General features: G+C 37.3%; 10 protein-coding genes. 8 read left to right on the top strand and 2 right to left on the bottom strand.

Features of this window, described 5'->3' with window-relative positions; translation table 11 throughout:
- Window positions 1-137: 137 nt before the first annotated feature.
- Window positions 138-482 carry a MerR family transcriptional regulator gene (locus tag OK18_RS14315; protein ID WP_050022604.1) on the bottom strand — a complete coding sequence of 115 codons (345 nt, stop codon included), beginning with the start codon at window positions 480-482 and terminating at the stop codon, window positions 138-140.
- Between the two features lie 283 nt (window positions 483-765).
- Between OK18_RS14315 and OK18_RS14320 the strand changes: the two genes are divergently transcribed.
- Both OK18_RS14320 and OK18_RS14325 read left to right on the top strand, forming a co-directional pair.
- Complete coding sequence (locus OK18_RS14320) at window positions 766-3,441, top strand: reprolysin-like metallopeptidase (RefSeq protein ID WP_053328412.1); 2,676 nt, start codon at window positions 766-768, stop codon at window positions 3,439-3,441.
- A 404-nt stretch (window positions 3,442-3,845) separates the two neighbouring features.
- Window positions 3,846-4,739, top strand: coding sequence for an SMP-30/gluconolactonase/LRE family protein (locus tag OK18_RS14325; RefSeq protein ID WP_053328413.1), 894 nt, complete (start codon window positions 3,846-3,848; stop codon window positions 4,737-4,739).
- A 308-nt stretch (window positions 4,740-5,047) separates the two neighbouring features.
- On the opposite strand, the gene OK18_RS14330 is transcribed toward OK18_RS14325, so the two are convergent.
- The gene (locus OK18_RS14330) at window positions 5,048-6,355 is read right to left on the bottom strand and encodes a DEAD/DEAH box helicase (protein WP_050022609.1); all 1,308 of its coding nucleotides are present in this window, start codon (window positions 6,353-6,355) and stop codon (window positions 5,048-5,050) included.
- A gap of 201 nt (window positions 6,356-6,556) precedes the next feature.
- Here OK18_RS14330 and OK18_RS14335 point away from each other — a divergent pair, with 201 nt between their 5' ends.
- From OK18_RS14335 to OK18_RS14360, 6 genes are all read left to right on the top strand, one after another.
- Complete coding sequence (locus tag OK18_RS14335) at window positions 6,557-8,263, top strand: DNA methyltransferase (RefSeq protein WP_053328414.1); 1,707 nt, start codon at window positions 6,557-6,559, stop codon at window positions 8,261-8,263.
- Between the two features lie 3 nt (window positions 8,264-8,266).
- Entirely contained in the window at window positions 8,267-10,819 is a 2,553-nt protein-coding gene (locus OK18_RS14340) for a DEAD/DEAH box helicase family protein (protein WP_053328415.1), read from the top strand.
- Between the two features lie 249 nt (window positions 10,820-11,068).
- Window positions 11,069-12,859: a 30S ribosomal protein S1 gene (gene rpsA / locus OK18_RS14345; protein ID WP_050022612.1), complete on the top strand. Its 1,791-nt coding sequence runs from the start codon at window positions 11,069-11,071 to the stop codon at window positions 12,857-12,859.
- Window positions 12,860-13,209: 350 nt separating this feature from the next.
- On the top strand, window positions 13,210-14,631 hold the full coding sequence (locus OK18_RS14350) for a T9SS type A sorting domain-containing protein (RefSeq protein WP_053328416.1): 1,422 nt from the start codon (window positions 13,210-13,212) through the stop codon (window positions 14,629-14,631).
- 114 nt (window positions 14,632-14,745) lie between these two features.
- Complete coding sequence (locus OK18_RS14355; protein ID WP_053328417.1) at window positions 14,746-15,732, top strand: EamA family transporter; 987 nt, start codon at window positions 14,746-14,748, stop codon at window positions 15,730-15,732.
- Between the two features lie 312 nt (window positions 15,733-16,044).
- Entirely contained in the window at window positions 16,045-17,040 is a 996-nt protein-coding gene (locus OK18_RS14360) for an alpha/beta fold hydrolase (RefSeq protein ID WP_053328418.1), read from the top strand.
- The last annotated feature ends 65 nt before the right edge of the window (window positions 17,041-17,105 follow it).

Consider the following 17,105-nt stretch of genomic DNA (forward strand, 5'->3'; position numbering starts at 1 on the left):
TAAAGACCATTTAGGAAATATAAGGGCAAGTTTTCCTCAAAACAGCGCAGATGCTCCTGAAATTATCAATACCAATAATACTATCCGTTCGGGCTTAATCACATAGGAGATGGAAACAGTTCCGGAATTGGAAGCTTTTATTCTGCTTCCCTTTCACCAAGAGATTCTTTCAGTTTGATAAGCTCTGCTTTTACAAACTCGAGCCTGTCAATCAGAGTGATGGTTTCGGAAATTTTGCTGTTGGTAGTTAAAGCCACACGGGCGCCATCCAAAGTATAGCCCTTTTCTTTAACCAGATGGTAGATCATCTGCAGGTTTTTAATGTCTTCGGGAGTGAAATAACGATTGCCCTTCCTGTTTTTTTTAGGCTTAATGATAGGGAATTCCTGTTCCCAATACCGTATTAATGAAGTGTTTACATCGAAGGCTTTCGCAACTTCCCCAATAGAATAATACAGTTTGTCAGGTAAATTTATTTTCATTTTACAACTCCTAAAATTCAAAGATAAAAATTTTTTAAAGATCCATCCAAATATATGATCGAATCTATATAAATGTCATGCCAGAGGAACTGCAGATCCTTTTGATTTTGCTTTATTCAAAAACAACAAATCCCTTTTTATTTTGCTAAAGTACTATATGTTTTAAAATGATATGACCTCTTTTTTTATTATAAACATATTATTTTATTCATATTAGCGTGAAAAGATTAGGCGATTGATGTTTTTTTATATAACTTAGTGAAACACAAAAAAATACAAAGATATGAAACGTTATTTCTTTATTTTCGCACTGATGGTGCCCTTTTTGGGGTTTTCACAGTGGACAAGAACAGAGCTGAGATCTCAGAAAGTTAAAAAGAACCAGGAAAAACTGGAGTTCGCGGGGCTTTATACATTAGATGCCAATACACTAAAGCAAAGTTTAAAAAATGCTCCCATGCGTTTTTCCAATGCAAAAGGGACTGTTATTTCCGTTCCCAATGTTCAGGGAAGGCTGGAGGAGTTCCAGGTCTGGGAATCTTCCAATATGGCTCCGGGATTACAAGCCAGATTTCCGGATATCCGGTCGTATGTAGGGATAGGAATAGAAGATCCTACCGCCTATTTACGTTTTAGTTTGTCTCCCACAGGATTTTCATCCATGATTATCCGTTCCGGGTTATCTGAATTCATTGAACCTTATACGGAAGACAGGATGGTTTACGCTGTTTTTGACTCCAATGCAAGAAGGGGACAGGAGAAAGAGCCTTTCGAGTGCTCTACGATGGATGCAGTGAAAAAAAATGCTCCTGTGGAAAAAAAAAACGAAGCTGTAAATAAAAAAACGGCAGGTTTCAATGTGTTCAGGATGGCACTTTCCTGTACCGGAGAGTATGCAGAATATCATTTAGCCGCTGCAGGTACTTCACCCAATGCAACGGATGCCCAGAAAAAAGCGGTGGTTCTTGCTGCGATGAACGCCAGCTTAACGAGACTAAACGGTGTTTTTGAAAGAGATTTATCCTTGCATTTTAATTTAATAGATAATAATGATGCCATTATATTTCTGGATAAACTCAGCGATCCTTATCCCGATAATGCCGGACCGGATGATGCCAATACCGGGATAACCTCAGTGATCAGTGCTTCCAACTTTGATATGGGGCATTTATTAGACAAAAAAAATGCGAATGGGGCAGCTTATCTGGATGCACTGTGCGGAAGCCGGCCGGGAAGAGGCTGGACAGCCCATAACTTTCCTGAAGGAGATAAGTTTGACGTTGATTATGTTGCCCATGAAATGGGACATCAGATGGGAGCTAACCATACTTTTACTTATTATTTAAACGGTAGCGGAACCTCGGAAGTAGAGCCGGGAAGTGGAAGTACTATTATGGCTTATACAGGAATTATGGGTGGTGTTTTTGATGTTCAGTACAATTCTAATGACTATTTCCATACGTATAACCTGACGGAAATTAAAAACAGGATAAGCAGCGTAAGCTGTGGTACCACAACGCCTTTTGGAGTTGCTGCTCCTACCGTAGATGCCGGTGCCGATTATACCATACCGAAATCCACACCTTACCTGTTAAAAGGAAAAACAAATGATGGAAACACAGCTTCCTATACCTATACATGGGAGCAAATGAACCAGGCAACTAATGCAGAAACAGATGTGTCAAGCCTGGCGTATCCAACTAAGCCGGCGGGTCCTAACTTTAGATCTGTTGCCCCCAGGAGTACACCGGTAAGATATTTACCTGAGTTTAATCAGGTGTTGGCAGGTGCTTTATCAACCCGTTGGGAATCTGTTTCCAGTGTGGCAAGAAACCTGAATTTCAGGCTAACGGTAAGAAATAATAATCCTATAGCACCCCAAACAAATAAGGATGATATGGTTGTTACCGTGAATGCCGCAGCAGGTCCTTTTCAGGTAACAGCACCTACATTCGGACAGTCGCTGAACTCGGGAAATATGGCCAATATAACCTGGGATGTTGCTAATACCAATCAGGCTCCGGTTAATACGGCAAATGTTAATATCAAATTATCTACAGATGGTGGACAGACATTTACCACAATAGCTGCCAATACACCAAATGATGGCAATGAACAGATTATGATTCCTGCAGGATCTACTTCTGCGAATGCATTTATTATGATAGAAGCTGTAGGAAATATCTATTATGCCGTGAGCCCAAGCTTTGTGATTGATTATGTTGTTATGGGTGAGAACTGTACTACTTATACTTATAGCGGGCCAGCGGTAGCTATCCCTGACGGACCGGGAGGTTCCAATATATCCGCCCCAAGAATTAATGTTCCATTGATGGTGAACAATACCGGAACAATTACTAAAATTAAGGTGACTCCTACAGTAACACATCCAAATATAAGACATCTGGCAATAGGTATTGAAAGTCCGGTAGGTACATCAGCACTTATCTGGAACAGGTTGTGTAACGGAAATTCAGGAATTACAGCTTCATTTAGCGATACGGGGAATGCTGTAGCCTGTGCATCACCGGTGCAGGGACAAATTAAATCAAATGAACCTTTGAATGTTTTTAAAGGCCATAAAGCTCAGGGAGAATGGAAGCTGTATGCATCGGATAACAGACCAGGAAGTGTAGGCAGTATTACAGGTTGGTCCCTTGAAGTATGTACCCAGCAGACCCAAACTTTGGAAACCAAAGAAGTGGTATCTCCATTGGCAGATGATATTAAAATTTATCCTAACCCAAGTGATGGTAACTTCTTTGTGAAATCCCGGAATATAAAAGGAGAAATGAAAGTAACCCTGTTTGATTCCAGCGGAAGACTGATCTATAATACAGACTATAGAAGTGAAGGTAACCATACCAAAGAATTTAATGTAAATGTTCCGAAAGGAGTGTATATGATAAGCATTAAGTCTTCAAAAGGAGTATACAACAGCAAGTTGATTATAAAATAACCTGGGTTCGTAAGAAATTAAGTATAAAGGCTGGAAGCTGGAAGAAGATGCTGAAAATTACTTCAGGTATAATGACTGGTCAACGACATCATTCATTATTGTAAAGAGGATAAAACAGATTATGGTTATTCTTAGGGCACTATGGCTTTCATCTTCCATCTCAGGCCTCAAATCTGATAAACAAAAGGATCAGCACCGGCTGGTCCTTTTTGTTTGCAGTTTATCCTGTTAGATCAGTTGTATAAGAATATTGGTCTGTTTAAATAGAATTATGAATTCATTCTCCATTCTTCCTTTTGGCCTTTTTCAGGTTGTAATGATCTTCCGGTTTTTGCTTCAATACAATAAAAAATAGCTTTAAAACTGTTACTGATGTTGTAAATTGCAGGTTTAAAAAATGAAGAATGAAGAATATCTGTAAAATAGGAATGATTGGTTTGGTTTTCGCATTGGTAAACTGTCAATCAGTAAATTATAGCAAAATGTTTTATGAAGGGGTAAAGCCGGAAAAAGTTTCCGATCAGTTCAGTTTTACAGAAGGACCATCCGCGGATAGTGAAGGGAATGTCTATTTCACTGACCAGCCCAATGATAAAATTTATTTTTGGGATTGGAAAACCAACCGGATCATTGAATTTTTAGATAAAACGGGAAGGGCAAACGGAACCCATTTTGATAAAGATGATAATTTGATTACCTGTTCAGACGATCAGGGGGAAATCTGGAAAATATCAAAAGATAAAAAGGTGGAAGTCCTTTCAAAAGGATTTGAAGGAAAGAGGCTAAACGGCCCCAACGATGTATGGAATGATGCTTCTGGAGGCATGTATTTTACTGATCCTTTGTATGAAAGAGACTATTGGGTCAATTTTAAGCAGGAACTGTTTCATAAAAGTTTGTACTACAGAAGTAAGGAGGGTAAGATTTCCAGGCTGGAAACTTTTACCCAGCCTAATGGAATCATAGGAAGTGAAAAACTGAAAAAATTATATGTTTCAGACATTGATGCCGGAAAAACTTATGTTTATGACATTTTGGGAGAGGGTAAGCTGTCAGGGAAAAGGCTTTTTTGTGAAATGGGATCAGATGGAATGACGTTGGATAAGCATGGGAACCTTTATTTAACCGGTGACGGGGTGCATGTTTTTAACCGTGAGGGAAAAAAGATGTATCATATTTCCATTCCTGAAGAATGGACATCCAATGTGACTTTCGGAGGTGAAAATAACAATGTTTTATTCATAACCGCCTCAAAATCGGTGTATACTTTTCCGACGAGAGTGAGAGGGATAAAATAAATGATAAAGGAATATAAAAAAGCGCTCAAAAGTTTGTTTCAAGAGACTTTTGAGCGCTTTTGCTATATTGTAAACCTTTTGCCACCCCTCCGGAGAAGGGGAATGATTACGTCTTCAATTGAATATTTGTAGCAGTATCACATCAATGAAAATCGGAGATTTTCAAAAACTTATGTGAACTTTATATCTGCAAAGCTTTCTAACTTAAATAACTTAGATGTTTAAATCTTTTGTGACTTTTGTGGTTTGCAAACTATTGATATAGTTTTACTTCGTTCACAATAACAATGGTTTATCGAGTTGAAGCCTTAATAAGCAACCTCCATTTTCACTTTTTTTCCCTTCAGTTTTTCATTCTGAAGCTTTCTCAAAACAGCATTCACCTTATTTCTGGCAACCGCTACATAAGAAGTCGTATCTTTTACCTCAATAATACCCACCTCTTCTTTTTGTAATTCGCCTTTTTTAAGCAAATAGCCTGCAATATCCACTTTATTGACCTTGTCTTTTTTTCCTGCACTGATGTAAATCGTCTGGAAAGGCGTTTTTTGCGGGACTTTGGTAAATCCGGCGACACTTTCTTCAGGGGTATTGCTTTTAATGAATGGAAAATTTTCCTCTTCTGTCATAATCAGATAGACAAATCCTTTGGCGTTCATTCTTGCGGTACGGCCATTTCTGTGGATGAAAGCATCTTCTTTTGGAGGAAGCTGATAATGAACAATAGATTCCACTTCAGGAATATCAAGTCCACGAGCAGCAAGATCCGTTGTAATAAGAATTCTGGCGGAATCATTTCTGAATTTCAGTAAAGCACGCTCCCTTTCATCCTGCTCCATTCCGCCATGGAATGTTTCCCTATCAATTCCCATCTGATGCAGTAGTTCCGAAATACGGTCTACAGCGTCACGGTGATTACAGAATATCAGGGTTCTTTTGTTCCCGATTTTACAGACAAGGTTGAACAAGGTATCCAGTTTTTCTTCCGGAATTGTCATTACTTTTCTCAGCTGAATATCAGGTTTTACTTCCTTTTCTTTAAGGAAATTGATGATTTTCTCCTTTTTTAATCCTGTAAATGCAGGAATTTCATCCATTACGGTTGCAGAAGTAAGAATTCTTTGTGAGACGCCTTTCAATGAATTGATGATAAACTCCATATCATCGTGAAACCCTAGTTCCAATGCCTTGTCAAACTCATCCAGAACCAATGTTGTAATGGTTTCCGGATCAAAATTATTATTTCGTATGTGATAAGCGACCCTTCCCGGAGTTCCGATCAGAACAGCCGGAGCTTCAATTAAATTGTTGACCTCAATTTTTTTATCATGACCACCATAGCAAACGGAAACTTTGAAATCCGTACCCATAGCTTTAAAAACCTGCTCGATCTGTAATGCCAGTTCTCTGGCAGGAACCAGGATCAATGCCTGCACGCCCTGAACATTCCTTTTCAGATTTCTGAGAACCGGAAATAAAAAGGCAAGGGTCTTTCCTGATCCAGTAGGGGAAAGCAGGACAATATCCGTATGGTCCTCAGAGGCTTTATAAGTAGATTTCTGCATCTGATTCATATCCTGAATCTGCAGTTTTTGATAAATTGATTGTAGTTCCATGCTGCAAAGGTAGTGAATTAGGCCATAGGTTACAGGAGTACAGTTTTAGGATGGCTGATAGTTGAGTGACTCAAGGCCATGATGATATAAAGTTTGACTCTTACCGCAGTCTCATATCTTGGCTTGTCATTGTTATTTACGGTTTACCGTAATGTCCTGACAGTTTTTGATAATAGATTTGAGGTAATAAAATACAATACCATGAAACTTTATCAAACCCTTGAAAGGCAGATTAAAAAAGAACCTAATTACGTTTCCGATAACGGAGAAATTAAAAAATGGGTGGTCCTGAATAAAGCACAGAATTTTGATGAAGAACTGATCGGGCTGCTGTTGGATGATCCCGATCTGAAGGAAAAATTTTTTGTGAAAGTAAAAAATGTCCGGGTATTTAAACAAAATCTTTTTATCCGGTTTCTTGAGCAGAAAAACTATCTGAATGACAGTTATACCCAATTCAAAAACAAAGTAGGGTTAACGATTGATGGTAAACATCTGAAACAACGCAATGAAGTCTCATTGGTCTGGCCATTTAAAGACTGTATCCTTGAAGGCGGACAAAGCCGTGAAGAAGATAAAAGAGAAGAGATCTTTTTTAATGAAACCCTGGCACAGGACGAAATCACAGAACTGCTTGATCCAAAAGTATTAACCAATGCCAAACGGTTTGACCGGGATGGTGAACATTCTTTTGACGGATTTAACCGTGACGAAAACGGAACCATTACCGATAACCTGATTATCAAAGGAAACAATCTGTTAGCATTACATTCTCTGAAAAAGGAATTTGCAGGTAAGGTGAAGCTGATTTATATAGATCCGCCGTATAATACCGGAGGTGATTCTTTTAATTATAATGATAATTTTAATCATTCTACTTGGTTGACTTTTATGAAAAATAGGCTAGAGGTTGCAAAAAGTTTACTTACAGATGATGGAAGTATACTAGTTCAGGCGGATTGGAATGAAATACACTATTTAAAAGTCTTATTGGATTCTGTTTTCAATAGAGAAAACTTTAGAAATGAAATAATTTGGGCCTACCATGGACCTGGATCTCCTAAAATGAAGCAATATAACAGAAAACATGATAATATTTTATGGTATTCAAAGTCTAATTCTGATTGGATTTTCAATGGAGATGAAGTCCGGATGTCATCAGAAGTGCACGTTGGTGGTTTTAACAATGAAATGAATATAAATGTAAGTAATGAATACACTGATAGGGGAAAAATCCCTGAGGATTGGTGGGAAATGGGCAGAGATAAAGAGGAGTTTGTAGAAGAAATGTCTAATCTCTATGATGAATATGCAAAAATCAAAGACAAAAATTGGTGGAAAATGGCTGTTGCAGCAAGAATTAGAGTGGATGGTAAAAAAAGATCAGGCTATCTAACTGAAAAGCCATATAAACTTATAGAAAGATTTATCAAAGCTCATACAAATAAAAATGATATTATACTGGACTTTTTTGCAGGAAGCGGAACCACAGGTTTTGTTTCGGATTATCTGAGCCGGCAGTTTATTTTGGTTGAGCAACTTGAAAATACGCATAAAATCATTAAGGACAGATTCGAAGGAATTAATTATACCTATCTCGAACTCAAAAAATACAACCAAACCTTTATAGAAAAAATAGAAAAGGCAAAAGATGAAGAAACACTTCTTCACATCTGGGAAGAGATGAAAGCCAGATCTTTTCTCAACTATAATGTAGATATCCAAAGGCAGGAGCAATGTATAGAAGACTTTAAAGCATTAAGCCTTAAAGAACAAAAGCACCACCTTTGTGAACTGCTCGACAAGAACCAGCTCTATGTCAATCTCTCTTCTCTTAACGATCAAAACTTTGAATGTACTCCGGAAGAGCGAAAAGTGACTCAGGAATTTTATCAACTTAAAAACTAAATCATGACATTTTTACACGAGATATTCAATAATCCGTTTGCTCATAAGGCATTGGCGGAATTTGATTTACCCAACGGCATCACTGACAATCTGAGATTTGGGATTCGCCCTTATCAGGAAGAAGCATTCAGGCGCTATTTATATACCGAACACGAAGATTTTGAAGGAAAACCAGGGAAACCTCTTCACCTTCTTTATAATATGGCGACAGGAAGCGGGAAAACCTTGATCATGGGAGGCTTGATGCTCCATCTTTATGAAAAAGGATACCGTAACTTTTTGTTTTTTGTTAACAGCAATAATATTATTCAGAAAACGAAGGATAATTTTCTTAATCCTCAGACCTCCAAATATTTATTCCGGGATAAAATCGTGATCAATGGTAAAGAAGTCTTTTTGAAGCAGATAGATAATTTTGATGAATCAGATCATGAAAATATCAACATCAAATTTACCACCATCCAGCAGCTTCATATTGATTTAAACAATAGCAAAGAAAATAGTGTTACCTATGAGGATTTTCAGGACAAGAAAATCGTTCTGATTGCCGATGAGGCGCATCACCTGAACAGTGGTACCAAAAGCGGCAACCTGTTTGGAAGCTGGGAAGAAACCGTTTTACAGATCCTGCACCAGGATTTTGAAAATATCCTGCTGGAATTTACGGCAACTCTAGATTATGAAAGCCGGGAAATTACCGGGAAATACAAAGATAAAGTTATTTATAAGTATGACCTTGCCCAGTTCAGGAATGATAAGTTCTCCAAGGAAATCAATCTGGTCCGCTCCCTGTATGATGAAAAAGAAAGGATTATTCAGGCTTTGATTCTGAATTTGTACCGCCAGGAGCTGGCCACCATTCATCATATTAATCTGAAACCCGTTATTCTTTTTAAAGCTAAAAAGACCATCAGGGAATCTGAACAGAATAAGGAAAATTTTCATAAGCTGATAGAGGATCTGTCTGAAGCAATGGTGGATAAGATCAGAAAAACATCTGCGGTTCCCGTTGTTCAAAAAGCTTTTGAGTTTTTCGAAGCCAGCAATATATCAGAAAGTGAAATAGTAAAACGGATACAGGCTTATTTCAGGGAAGAAAACTGCCTGAGTGCCAATAATGACTCCGAAGCGGAAAAAAATCAGATTCTGCTTAACACCCTGGAAGACGAAAATAACCCTATCCGTGCTGTATTTGCAGTTCAGAAGCTCAATGAAGGCTGGGATGTCCTCAATTTGTTTGATATTGTAAGGTTATACGAAGACCGTGATGGAAAAGAGGGTAACCCGGGAAAAACCACCCTTTCTGAAGCTCAGCTAATAGGCCGTGGAGCAAGATATTATCCTTTCGCTGTGAAAGAAGGAGATGATAAATTTGTAAGGAAATATGACAATGATATTTCAAATGATCTGAAAATCTTGGAGGAATTATATTACCATACCAAAGAAGACAGTCGTTATATTTCCGAACTTAAAAAAGCATTGGTAGACTCCGGGATCTATGAAGATGAAGCCAACCTTGAAACCAAACAGCTAAAACTGAAAGCAGCATTTAAGGCCTCTGAATTCTATAAAAAAGGTGTGGTTTTTTCCAATAAAAAAATCCCCAAAAATCTTACACATATAAAGTCTTTTAAAGATTTGGGTATTAGTAAGCCTAAGTTCAGCTACCAGCTTTCTTCAGGAAGTGGGAAAACTTCCAATGTGTTTTTTGAATTGGAAAAATCGGTTCCACTTGATGATGGTATTAAGTCTGAAGGTGTCAGGATTCAGGATATTCAGAAACATGTGGTCAGATATGCCTTAAGCAGGAATCCGTTTTATTACTTTGATAACCTTTCACGTTATTTTCCGCATATCGCATCCATCCAGGATTTTATAGAGGATGAGAAGTATCTGGGAGGTATGGAAATCATATTCTACGGGACCCGGAGCCGTCTTCAGGAAATTTCGCATTTTGATTACCTTCAGGCGCTGAATGGATTACTGCAAAATATAGAAGCAGATATTAAACATAACACTCCGGATTATGAAGGCTCTGCATTTCGGGCACAGCCTCTCCATCAGGTTTTCAGGGATAAAGAAATCAGGGTTACAAAAGGTAGTGAAAGGGCAGAAGGGCAGGAGCATTTGGTTTCAGGTGAAGCCTGGTATGCTTACAATGCCAATTACGGGACCATTGAAGAAAAACGGTTTGTAGAATTGTTTTCCAGGCGCTTCAAAGGGTTGAATCAGAAGTTTCAGAACATTCATCTGATCCGTAATGAAAGGGAAATTAAGATCTTTGATAAGCTGGGGCGTGCTTTTGAGCCGGATTTTATCCTGTTTTGTAGCCAGAAGAAAGATAAACAGCTGACTTACCAGGTTTTTATAGAGCCGAAAGGAACACATCTGCTGGATTATGATAGATGGAAAGAAGATTTTTTAAGGGAAATGGGAGGGAAGAAGAAAACCATTACATTTCATACAGACCAATATTTGATAACTGCGGTACCATTCTATAATCATGAAACGGAAAAAGAATTTGAAAGGGCATTAGATGAAACACTGATGAACTGATCCCGTGACTTTCCCTTTTTTAAATTAAAAAAATCTAATCTTTTGATGTAAATATTGATATTCAGTGTTTTAAAGAGGAAGTATGAAACAGAATAACTATTGCTTATCTCAAATAAATATAGTATCTTTGCACCCACTTTTTGTGGTAAAGGTCTGAGAAAGTAAAATATTAATTATTAATTACTTCCGTATTTTTCAATCACATTTGTTAAGACCGTTGAAAGAGAAGGAATACAAATTTTTTAGAATATGTCAAAAGAGACAAATTCAGCAGAATTATTATTAAACCAAAACGTAGCACCTGAACAATTTGACTGGGATTCTTTCGAATCTGGTCTTGATGCTGATGCTAGAAAAGAGAAAAGCGATTTAGAAGAGATCTACAACGGATCATTAAACAATTTGGACGACAATGACGTTCTTATTGGTAAAGTTGTAAGATTAACTGATAAAGAAGCTATCGTAGACATCAACTTCAAATCTGAAGGTGTTATCTCTCTAAATGAATTCCGTTACAACCAAGGTCTTAAGGTTGGTGATGAAGTAGAAGTAATGGTTGACAAGAGAGAAGACAAAACTGGACAATTACAGTTATCTCACAGAAAAGCCAGAACGCTTAAAGCTTGGGATAAAGTAAACGAACTTCACGAAACTGGAGAAATCGTTAACGGTTTTGTTAAATCCAGAACTAAAGGGGGGATGATCGTTGACGTTCACGGAATCGAAGCATTCTTACCTGGTTCTCAAATTGACGTTAAGCCAATTAAAGATTACGATCAGTTCGTAGGAAAAACTATGGAGTTCAAAGTGGTGAAAATCAACCCTGAGTTCAAAAACGTAGTAGTTTCTCACAAAGCATTGATCGAAGCAGATATCGAAGGTCAGAAAAAAGAAATCATCGCTCAGCTTGAAAAAGGTCAGGTTCTTGAAGGTACTGTTAAGAACATCACTTCTTACGGGGTATTCATTGACCTAGGTGGTGTAGATGGATTAATTCACATTACAGACCTTTCTTGGTCTAGAGTGAACCACCCATCTGAAATCCTAGAGGACGGACAAACTGTAAAAGTGGTTATCCTTGATTTCGATGATGAGAAAACAAGAATCCAGTTAGGTATGAAGCAATTAGAAGCTCATCCTTGGGATGCTCTTTCTGCTGACTTAAAAGTAGGTGACAAAGTAAAAGGAAAAGTAGTAGTTCTTGCTGACTATGGTGCATTCGTAGAAATCGCTCCAGGTGTTGAAGGATTAATCCACGTTTCTGAAATGTCTTGGTCTACTCACTTAAGATCTGCCGGAGATTTCGTAAAAGTAGGTGATGAAGTTGAAGCTGAAGTATTAACTTTAGACAGAGAAGAAAGAAAAATTTCTCTTGGTATCAAGCAATTATCTAAAGATCCATGGGAGAACATCGAAGCTAAGTATCCTGTAGGATCTCAGCATGTAGGAACTGTAAGAAACTTCACTAACTTTGGTGTATTCGTAGAGTTAGAAGAAGGTATCGACGGATTAATCTACATCTCTGATCTTTCCTGGACTAAGAAAATCAAGCACCCGTCTGAGTTCTGTGCAGTAGGTGATAAATTAGATGTTGTAGTTCTTGAATTAGATATCCAGGCTAGAAGATTATCTCTAGGTCACAAGCAATTGACTGAAAACCCATGGGATAAATTCGAAACTAAATATGCTGAAGGAACTATCCACGCTGGTAAAGCGGTAGAAGTTCACGATAAAGGAGCTTCTGTACAGTTCGAAGATGCTGAGGTTGAAGCGTTCTGCCCTTCAAGATTATTAGAGAAAGAAGATGGATCTAAAATCAAGAAAGGTGAAGAAGCTGATTTCAAAGTAATCGAATTCAACAAAGAATTCAAGAGAGTAGTAGTATCTCACACAGGTATCTTCAGAGATGAAGAGAAGAAAAACGTAAAAGAAGCTTCTTCCAGAAACGTATCTTCTTCTTCTAACAACGAAGAAAGATCTACTCTTGGAGATATCGATGCATTAGCAGAGTTGAAAAGAAAAATGGAAGAAGGTAAATAATCTTTGAACCATTGATTAATATAGAGCCGCTCAGTTGAGCGGCTTTTTTGTTTTTCAGAAGTTTTTTCACTATCCACTCAAAATAAAGGAAAGATGAATAACCTAACAGGTTTTTATAAACCTGTTAGGTTTGGATTTATAATATAGCGACAGATCAAAACGAAATCTGTTCAGAAAAGATTATCAGAAAATAATTAAAACTTAAAGGTTTCAAATAGGTGGTTTTTATTTTTTTCAGAATTACAGTAAATATTAAATTATTAAATATTTAAAAGTTAAAATTTTAAACTAAGATCACTATTTGTTGAGAAAATATTATTTTAACAGAATTAAATTTAAAACTTTTAACTATGAAAAAAACATTTTTCTTTTTCTTCATGGCATTGATGTCATGGAGTACCTTTAGTGCACAGGCTAATTATATCATTATGGTTGATAATGGAGGTTCTATGACTAAGACAGATTATCAAGCGATGAGACGTGGTGTGATTAAGCTAATAGAACAGCTTTTAGCTTGCAATCCTGAAAACAAAGTAGCTGTAGTACAGTATGGAAACGGAATATTGGATCATGATACCGGAATATATAAGCCTTTAATTTATATTGAGTCTGATTATACCAACGATTTTTTTACCGCTCAGAATTTTGAGCGCCGTTTGGATTTTGGAGATCATTTACAGCAATCTTTAGGATTGGTCAAAAATGCAATAATGGGAATTCCGGATCCAGATATAATAAGTCCCCAAAAAACACTAAATGGGAATAAGCCTGAAAGAGTTATTGTATTTACTGACGCAGAACGAGCTTCAGCTAGTCTTGATTCTTATCTTGTAGATCCTGTTTATGCATCAAATTATAATTCATATGAGGCATTTGCCAATGTGATGGAGTTTAAAACGAATATTATGACGGGAAACTCAATAAGATTCACTTTGATTCATGCGAATTCAAATAATGATGCTATTGAGGCAGCAGCAGCTATTTCGAGTCCTTTTGGACCATATTCCGGGCCACTTGAAACGATTCCTGGAGATCCAAGTAATGGTAATTCAAGGTCATATTTTAATAGAGATACTGGATTTCGTATGGCGCCTGGTGAAATTAATTATTGGAAGGATATTGCGGAAAGTATTTGTGACTCTAATAATGGAGGAACCTTAGATTTTGTTTATGAGCCAGGAGAGTGTATATATCAGCCTGGTACTATTGCCGGGCATTATTATCTTCCATCTGGTGCTACTTTACAGAGCCTTAAGGTGGATATGATCAATTTGCAAACGGGTGAAGTGTATCCTGTGGTTTCTGATCCTGTATTTGAGGCAGGAAACTATTTCAAGATTCATTTCTATTCTTCTTACAGTTTTGCCGAGGCAATAAATGCAGGCTCAACAGGTTGGCACAAGCTTAGGGTAAAAATGAATTCAAATGCGTCTACCCATACGGTGTATAGCTGGAATAAATATCCGTATTTTGACTTTGATATTGATATGAGTTGTCCACAGCCTGTAAGTTTTAAGTCTTCAGTAACGGAAAAGGCTTTCCGGCTGACTCCAAATCCTACTATTGGTTTGTTTAAATTAATGATGAACAAAGAAATGAAATCGGGAACATTGGAGATCAGAGATCTCGTTGGAAATACAGTATATAATAAAGTACTTCGTGGAGAAAAAGAAATAGTGATAGATCTGAGCTCCCGCAAAGAAGGAATTTATATCGTTAATGTAACAACAGATAAAAATGAAACTTACTCAGAAAAAATAATAAAACAATAAGGAAGTGTATAAATCGCCGCAAGCAAAACTTGTGGCAATTTTATTTATCTATCATCATAATGTTTCAGACAGTTTTAATTTATATATTGTAACTTTGCAGGCTGAAAAAAAATTATGAAGAAGAAAAATATACTAAAAGGTGTTTTATTTGTCGGGATTGGAGCTAGTATATATGGTATGTTGGCCACATTTGTTAAAATGGCTTACCATGACGGTTTTACAACTTCAGAGGTAACCACATCCCAGTTTGTGTTAGGTTTAGCAGGACTTTTAATCCTGAATTTAATACAAACCGCAACCACAAAACAAAAACTATCATTACCAAGTTCCAGGGAAGTCAGAATGTTGATGCTTGCAGGGACTTCATTGGGAGGAACAAGTTTATTCTATTACATCGCTGTTCAGTACATCAATGTTTCCATTGCTATTGTATTGCTGATGCAGTCGGTATGGTTCAGTGTGGTGGTGGAAAGTATTCTGACCAAAAAATTACCCAATGCCAGAAAAGTAATTTCTGTAATTATTGTATTATTGGGAACAGTATTGGCTACAAACCTCATCAATATGGAAATAGAGCTGGATTGGCACGGAGTCTTCTGGGGATTGATGGCTGCCGCTTCCTATACATTAACGATGTTTACTTCCAATACAATAGCGACACATTTACCTGTTTTCAGAAAAAGTTTTATCATGCTGGCAGGAGGATCTGTAGTTGTTTTTTCATTCCTTTTCTTTGCCCAGATAGGACCTATGCATTTTGAGGGATTGAAATCATTGTATCTGAATTTTACAGAAAATACAGAACACATTCATCCTTTTAATTATTCGATTTTCTGGACCTATGGAATTATTTTAGCTTTGTTTGGAACTATTATTCCTCCGGTTCTGTTCAATATCGGTTTCCCGAATGCGGGCTTAGGATTGGGAAGTATTGTTTCTTCTCTGGAACTTCCGGTTTCCGTAACCATGGCCTTCGTTTTGTTGGGCGAAAAAGTCTTTTTAATACAATGGGTGGGGATCATTTTGATTCTTTTTGCTATTGTTTTAATGAACCTGCCTTCAAAGAAAGAAAAAGAAGTCCAAATGGCAGAATTATCTTAAAAAAGTAATATTTTAACATCAGTTCGGGATAAGGATTTCTGACTTAATCAGATTTGAAGCTGGGGAGATGGAAGATGAGAAATCATGGAGGCTATAAAGAATAACCATTGATTATTTTCTTTACAATAAAATGAATGATGTCGTTGACTGCCAGTCATTATAACTGAAAGTAACTTCCAGCCTCTTTCTTCCAGCCTTTTATACCTAATTTTCTTATCGGAACTCAAGTTAATATTTAATTAAAAAATAACAGTTGAAAACCGTTCCTTTTGGAGCGGTTTTTTTAATTTTAAACAACTAAAATAAATTCTCATGAAATATTTCAGAAATGCAGTAATGGCTATCATGTTTATGGCAGGTACCGGTTTTATCTCTGCGCAGATACGACCCCTGGACGCCTTATTATCAGACTATCAATATCCCTATGAGGTTCATTTTATCACATTGAAATCTCAGGATAACGATTTGAAAATGGCTTATATGGATGTGAAACCTCAGAAAAGTAACGGAAAAACGATGATGCTTCTTCATGGGAAGAACTTTAACGGAGCTTATTGGGAAAGGACGGCCAGAGATTTAGCTTCAAAAGGTTTTCGGGTTATTATTCCTGATCAGATAGGATTTGGGAAATCATCCAAACCTCACAGCTATCAGTTTTCTTTTTCCCAGTTGGCAGAAAATACAAAAGCTATTCTGGATGAACTGAAGATTGATAAAACTATTGTTTTAGGACATTCCATGGGTGGAATGGTGGCAACGAGATTTACTTTACTTTATCCGGATAAAGTAGAAAAGCTGATCCTGGAAAACCCGATAGGATTGGAAGATTATAAAACTTTTGCATCCTATCAGACTATCGACCAGGCCTACCAGTCGGAGCTTAAAAACACTGCGGAAACATACAAAAATTATCAGCTGAAATTCTATTATGATAACAAGTGGAAAGAAGAATACCAGCCATGGCTGGATCTTATTGCAGGATGGACTCTCCATAAGGATTATCCCAAAGTGGCTTGGGATGCGGCCCTGACTTCTGATATGATTTACAATCAGCCTGTCTGCTATGAATTTAAAAACATAAAAGTACCTACCTTACTGATTATCGGAACCAGGGACCGGACAGCAATTGGTAAAGACAGGGCACCAAAAGAACTTCAGCCGAAAATGGGGCAGTACCAGGAGCTGGGAAAGAAAACCCAACAGGAGATCCCGGGATCAAAGCTGGTAGAACTTGAAAATGTAGGGCATCTGCCTCATATTGAAGTCTATCCGAAGTTTTTTGAAACATTATATGACTTTATAAAATAGAGTTTTATAAGCTGGGCTTGGAAGAAGGAAGCCGGAGATACCTCCGGCTTCCTTCTAAGGTAAAG

Source organism: Chryseobacterium gallinarum (assembly GCF_001021975.1).
Lineage (GTDB): Bacteria > Bacteroidota > Bacteroidia > Flavobacteriales > Weeksellaceae > Chryseobacterium > Chryseobacterium gallinarum.

Bases quoted from the DNA above. Each gene is read 5' to 3' on its own strand.
- OK18_RS14350 (WP_053328416.1), top strand. From the start codon at position 13,210: ATGAAAAAAACATTTTTCTTTTTCTTCATGGCATTGATGTCATGGAGT.
- OK18_RS14325 (WP_053328413.1), top strand. From the start codon at position 3,846: ATGAAGAATATCTGTAAAATAGGAATGATTGGTTTGGTTTTCGCATTG.
- OK18_RS14340 (WP_053328415.1), top strand. From the start codon at position 8,267: ATGACATTTTTACACGAGATATTCAATAATCCGTTTGCTCATAAGGCA.
- OK18_RS14360 (WP_053328418.1), top strand. From the start codon at position 16,045: ATGAAATATTTCAGAAATGCAGTAATGGCTATCATGTTTATGGCAGGT.
- OK18_RS14355 (WP_053328417.1), top strand. From the start codon at position 14,746: ATGAAGAAGAAAAATATACTAAAAGGTGTTTTATTTGTCGGGATTGGA.
- OK18_RS14330 (WP_050022609.1), bottom strand. From the start codon at position 6,355: ATGGAACTACAATCAATTTATCAAAAACTGCAGATTCAGGATATGAAT.
- OK18_RS14315 (WP_050022604.1), bottom strand. From the start codon at position 482: ATGAAAATAAATTTACCTGACAAACTGTATTATTCTATTGGGGAAGTT.
- OK18_RS14320 (WP_053328412.1), top strand. From the start codon at position 766: ATGAAACGTTATTTCTTTATTTTCGCACTGATGGTGCCCTTTTTGGGG.
- OK18_RS14335 (WP_053328414.1), top strand. From the start codon at position 6,557: ATGAAACTTTATCAAACCCTTGAAAGGCAGATTAAAAAAGAACCTAAT.
- rpsA (WP_050022612.1), top strand. From the start codon at position 11,069: ATGTCAAAAGAGACAAATTCAGCAGAATTATTATTAAACCAAAACGTA.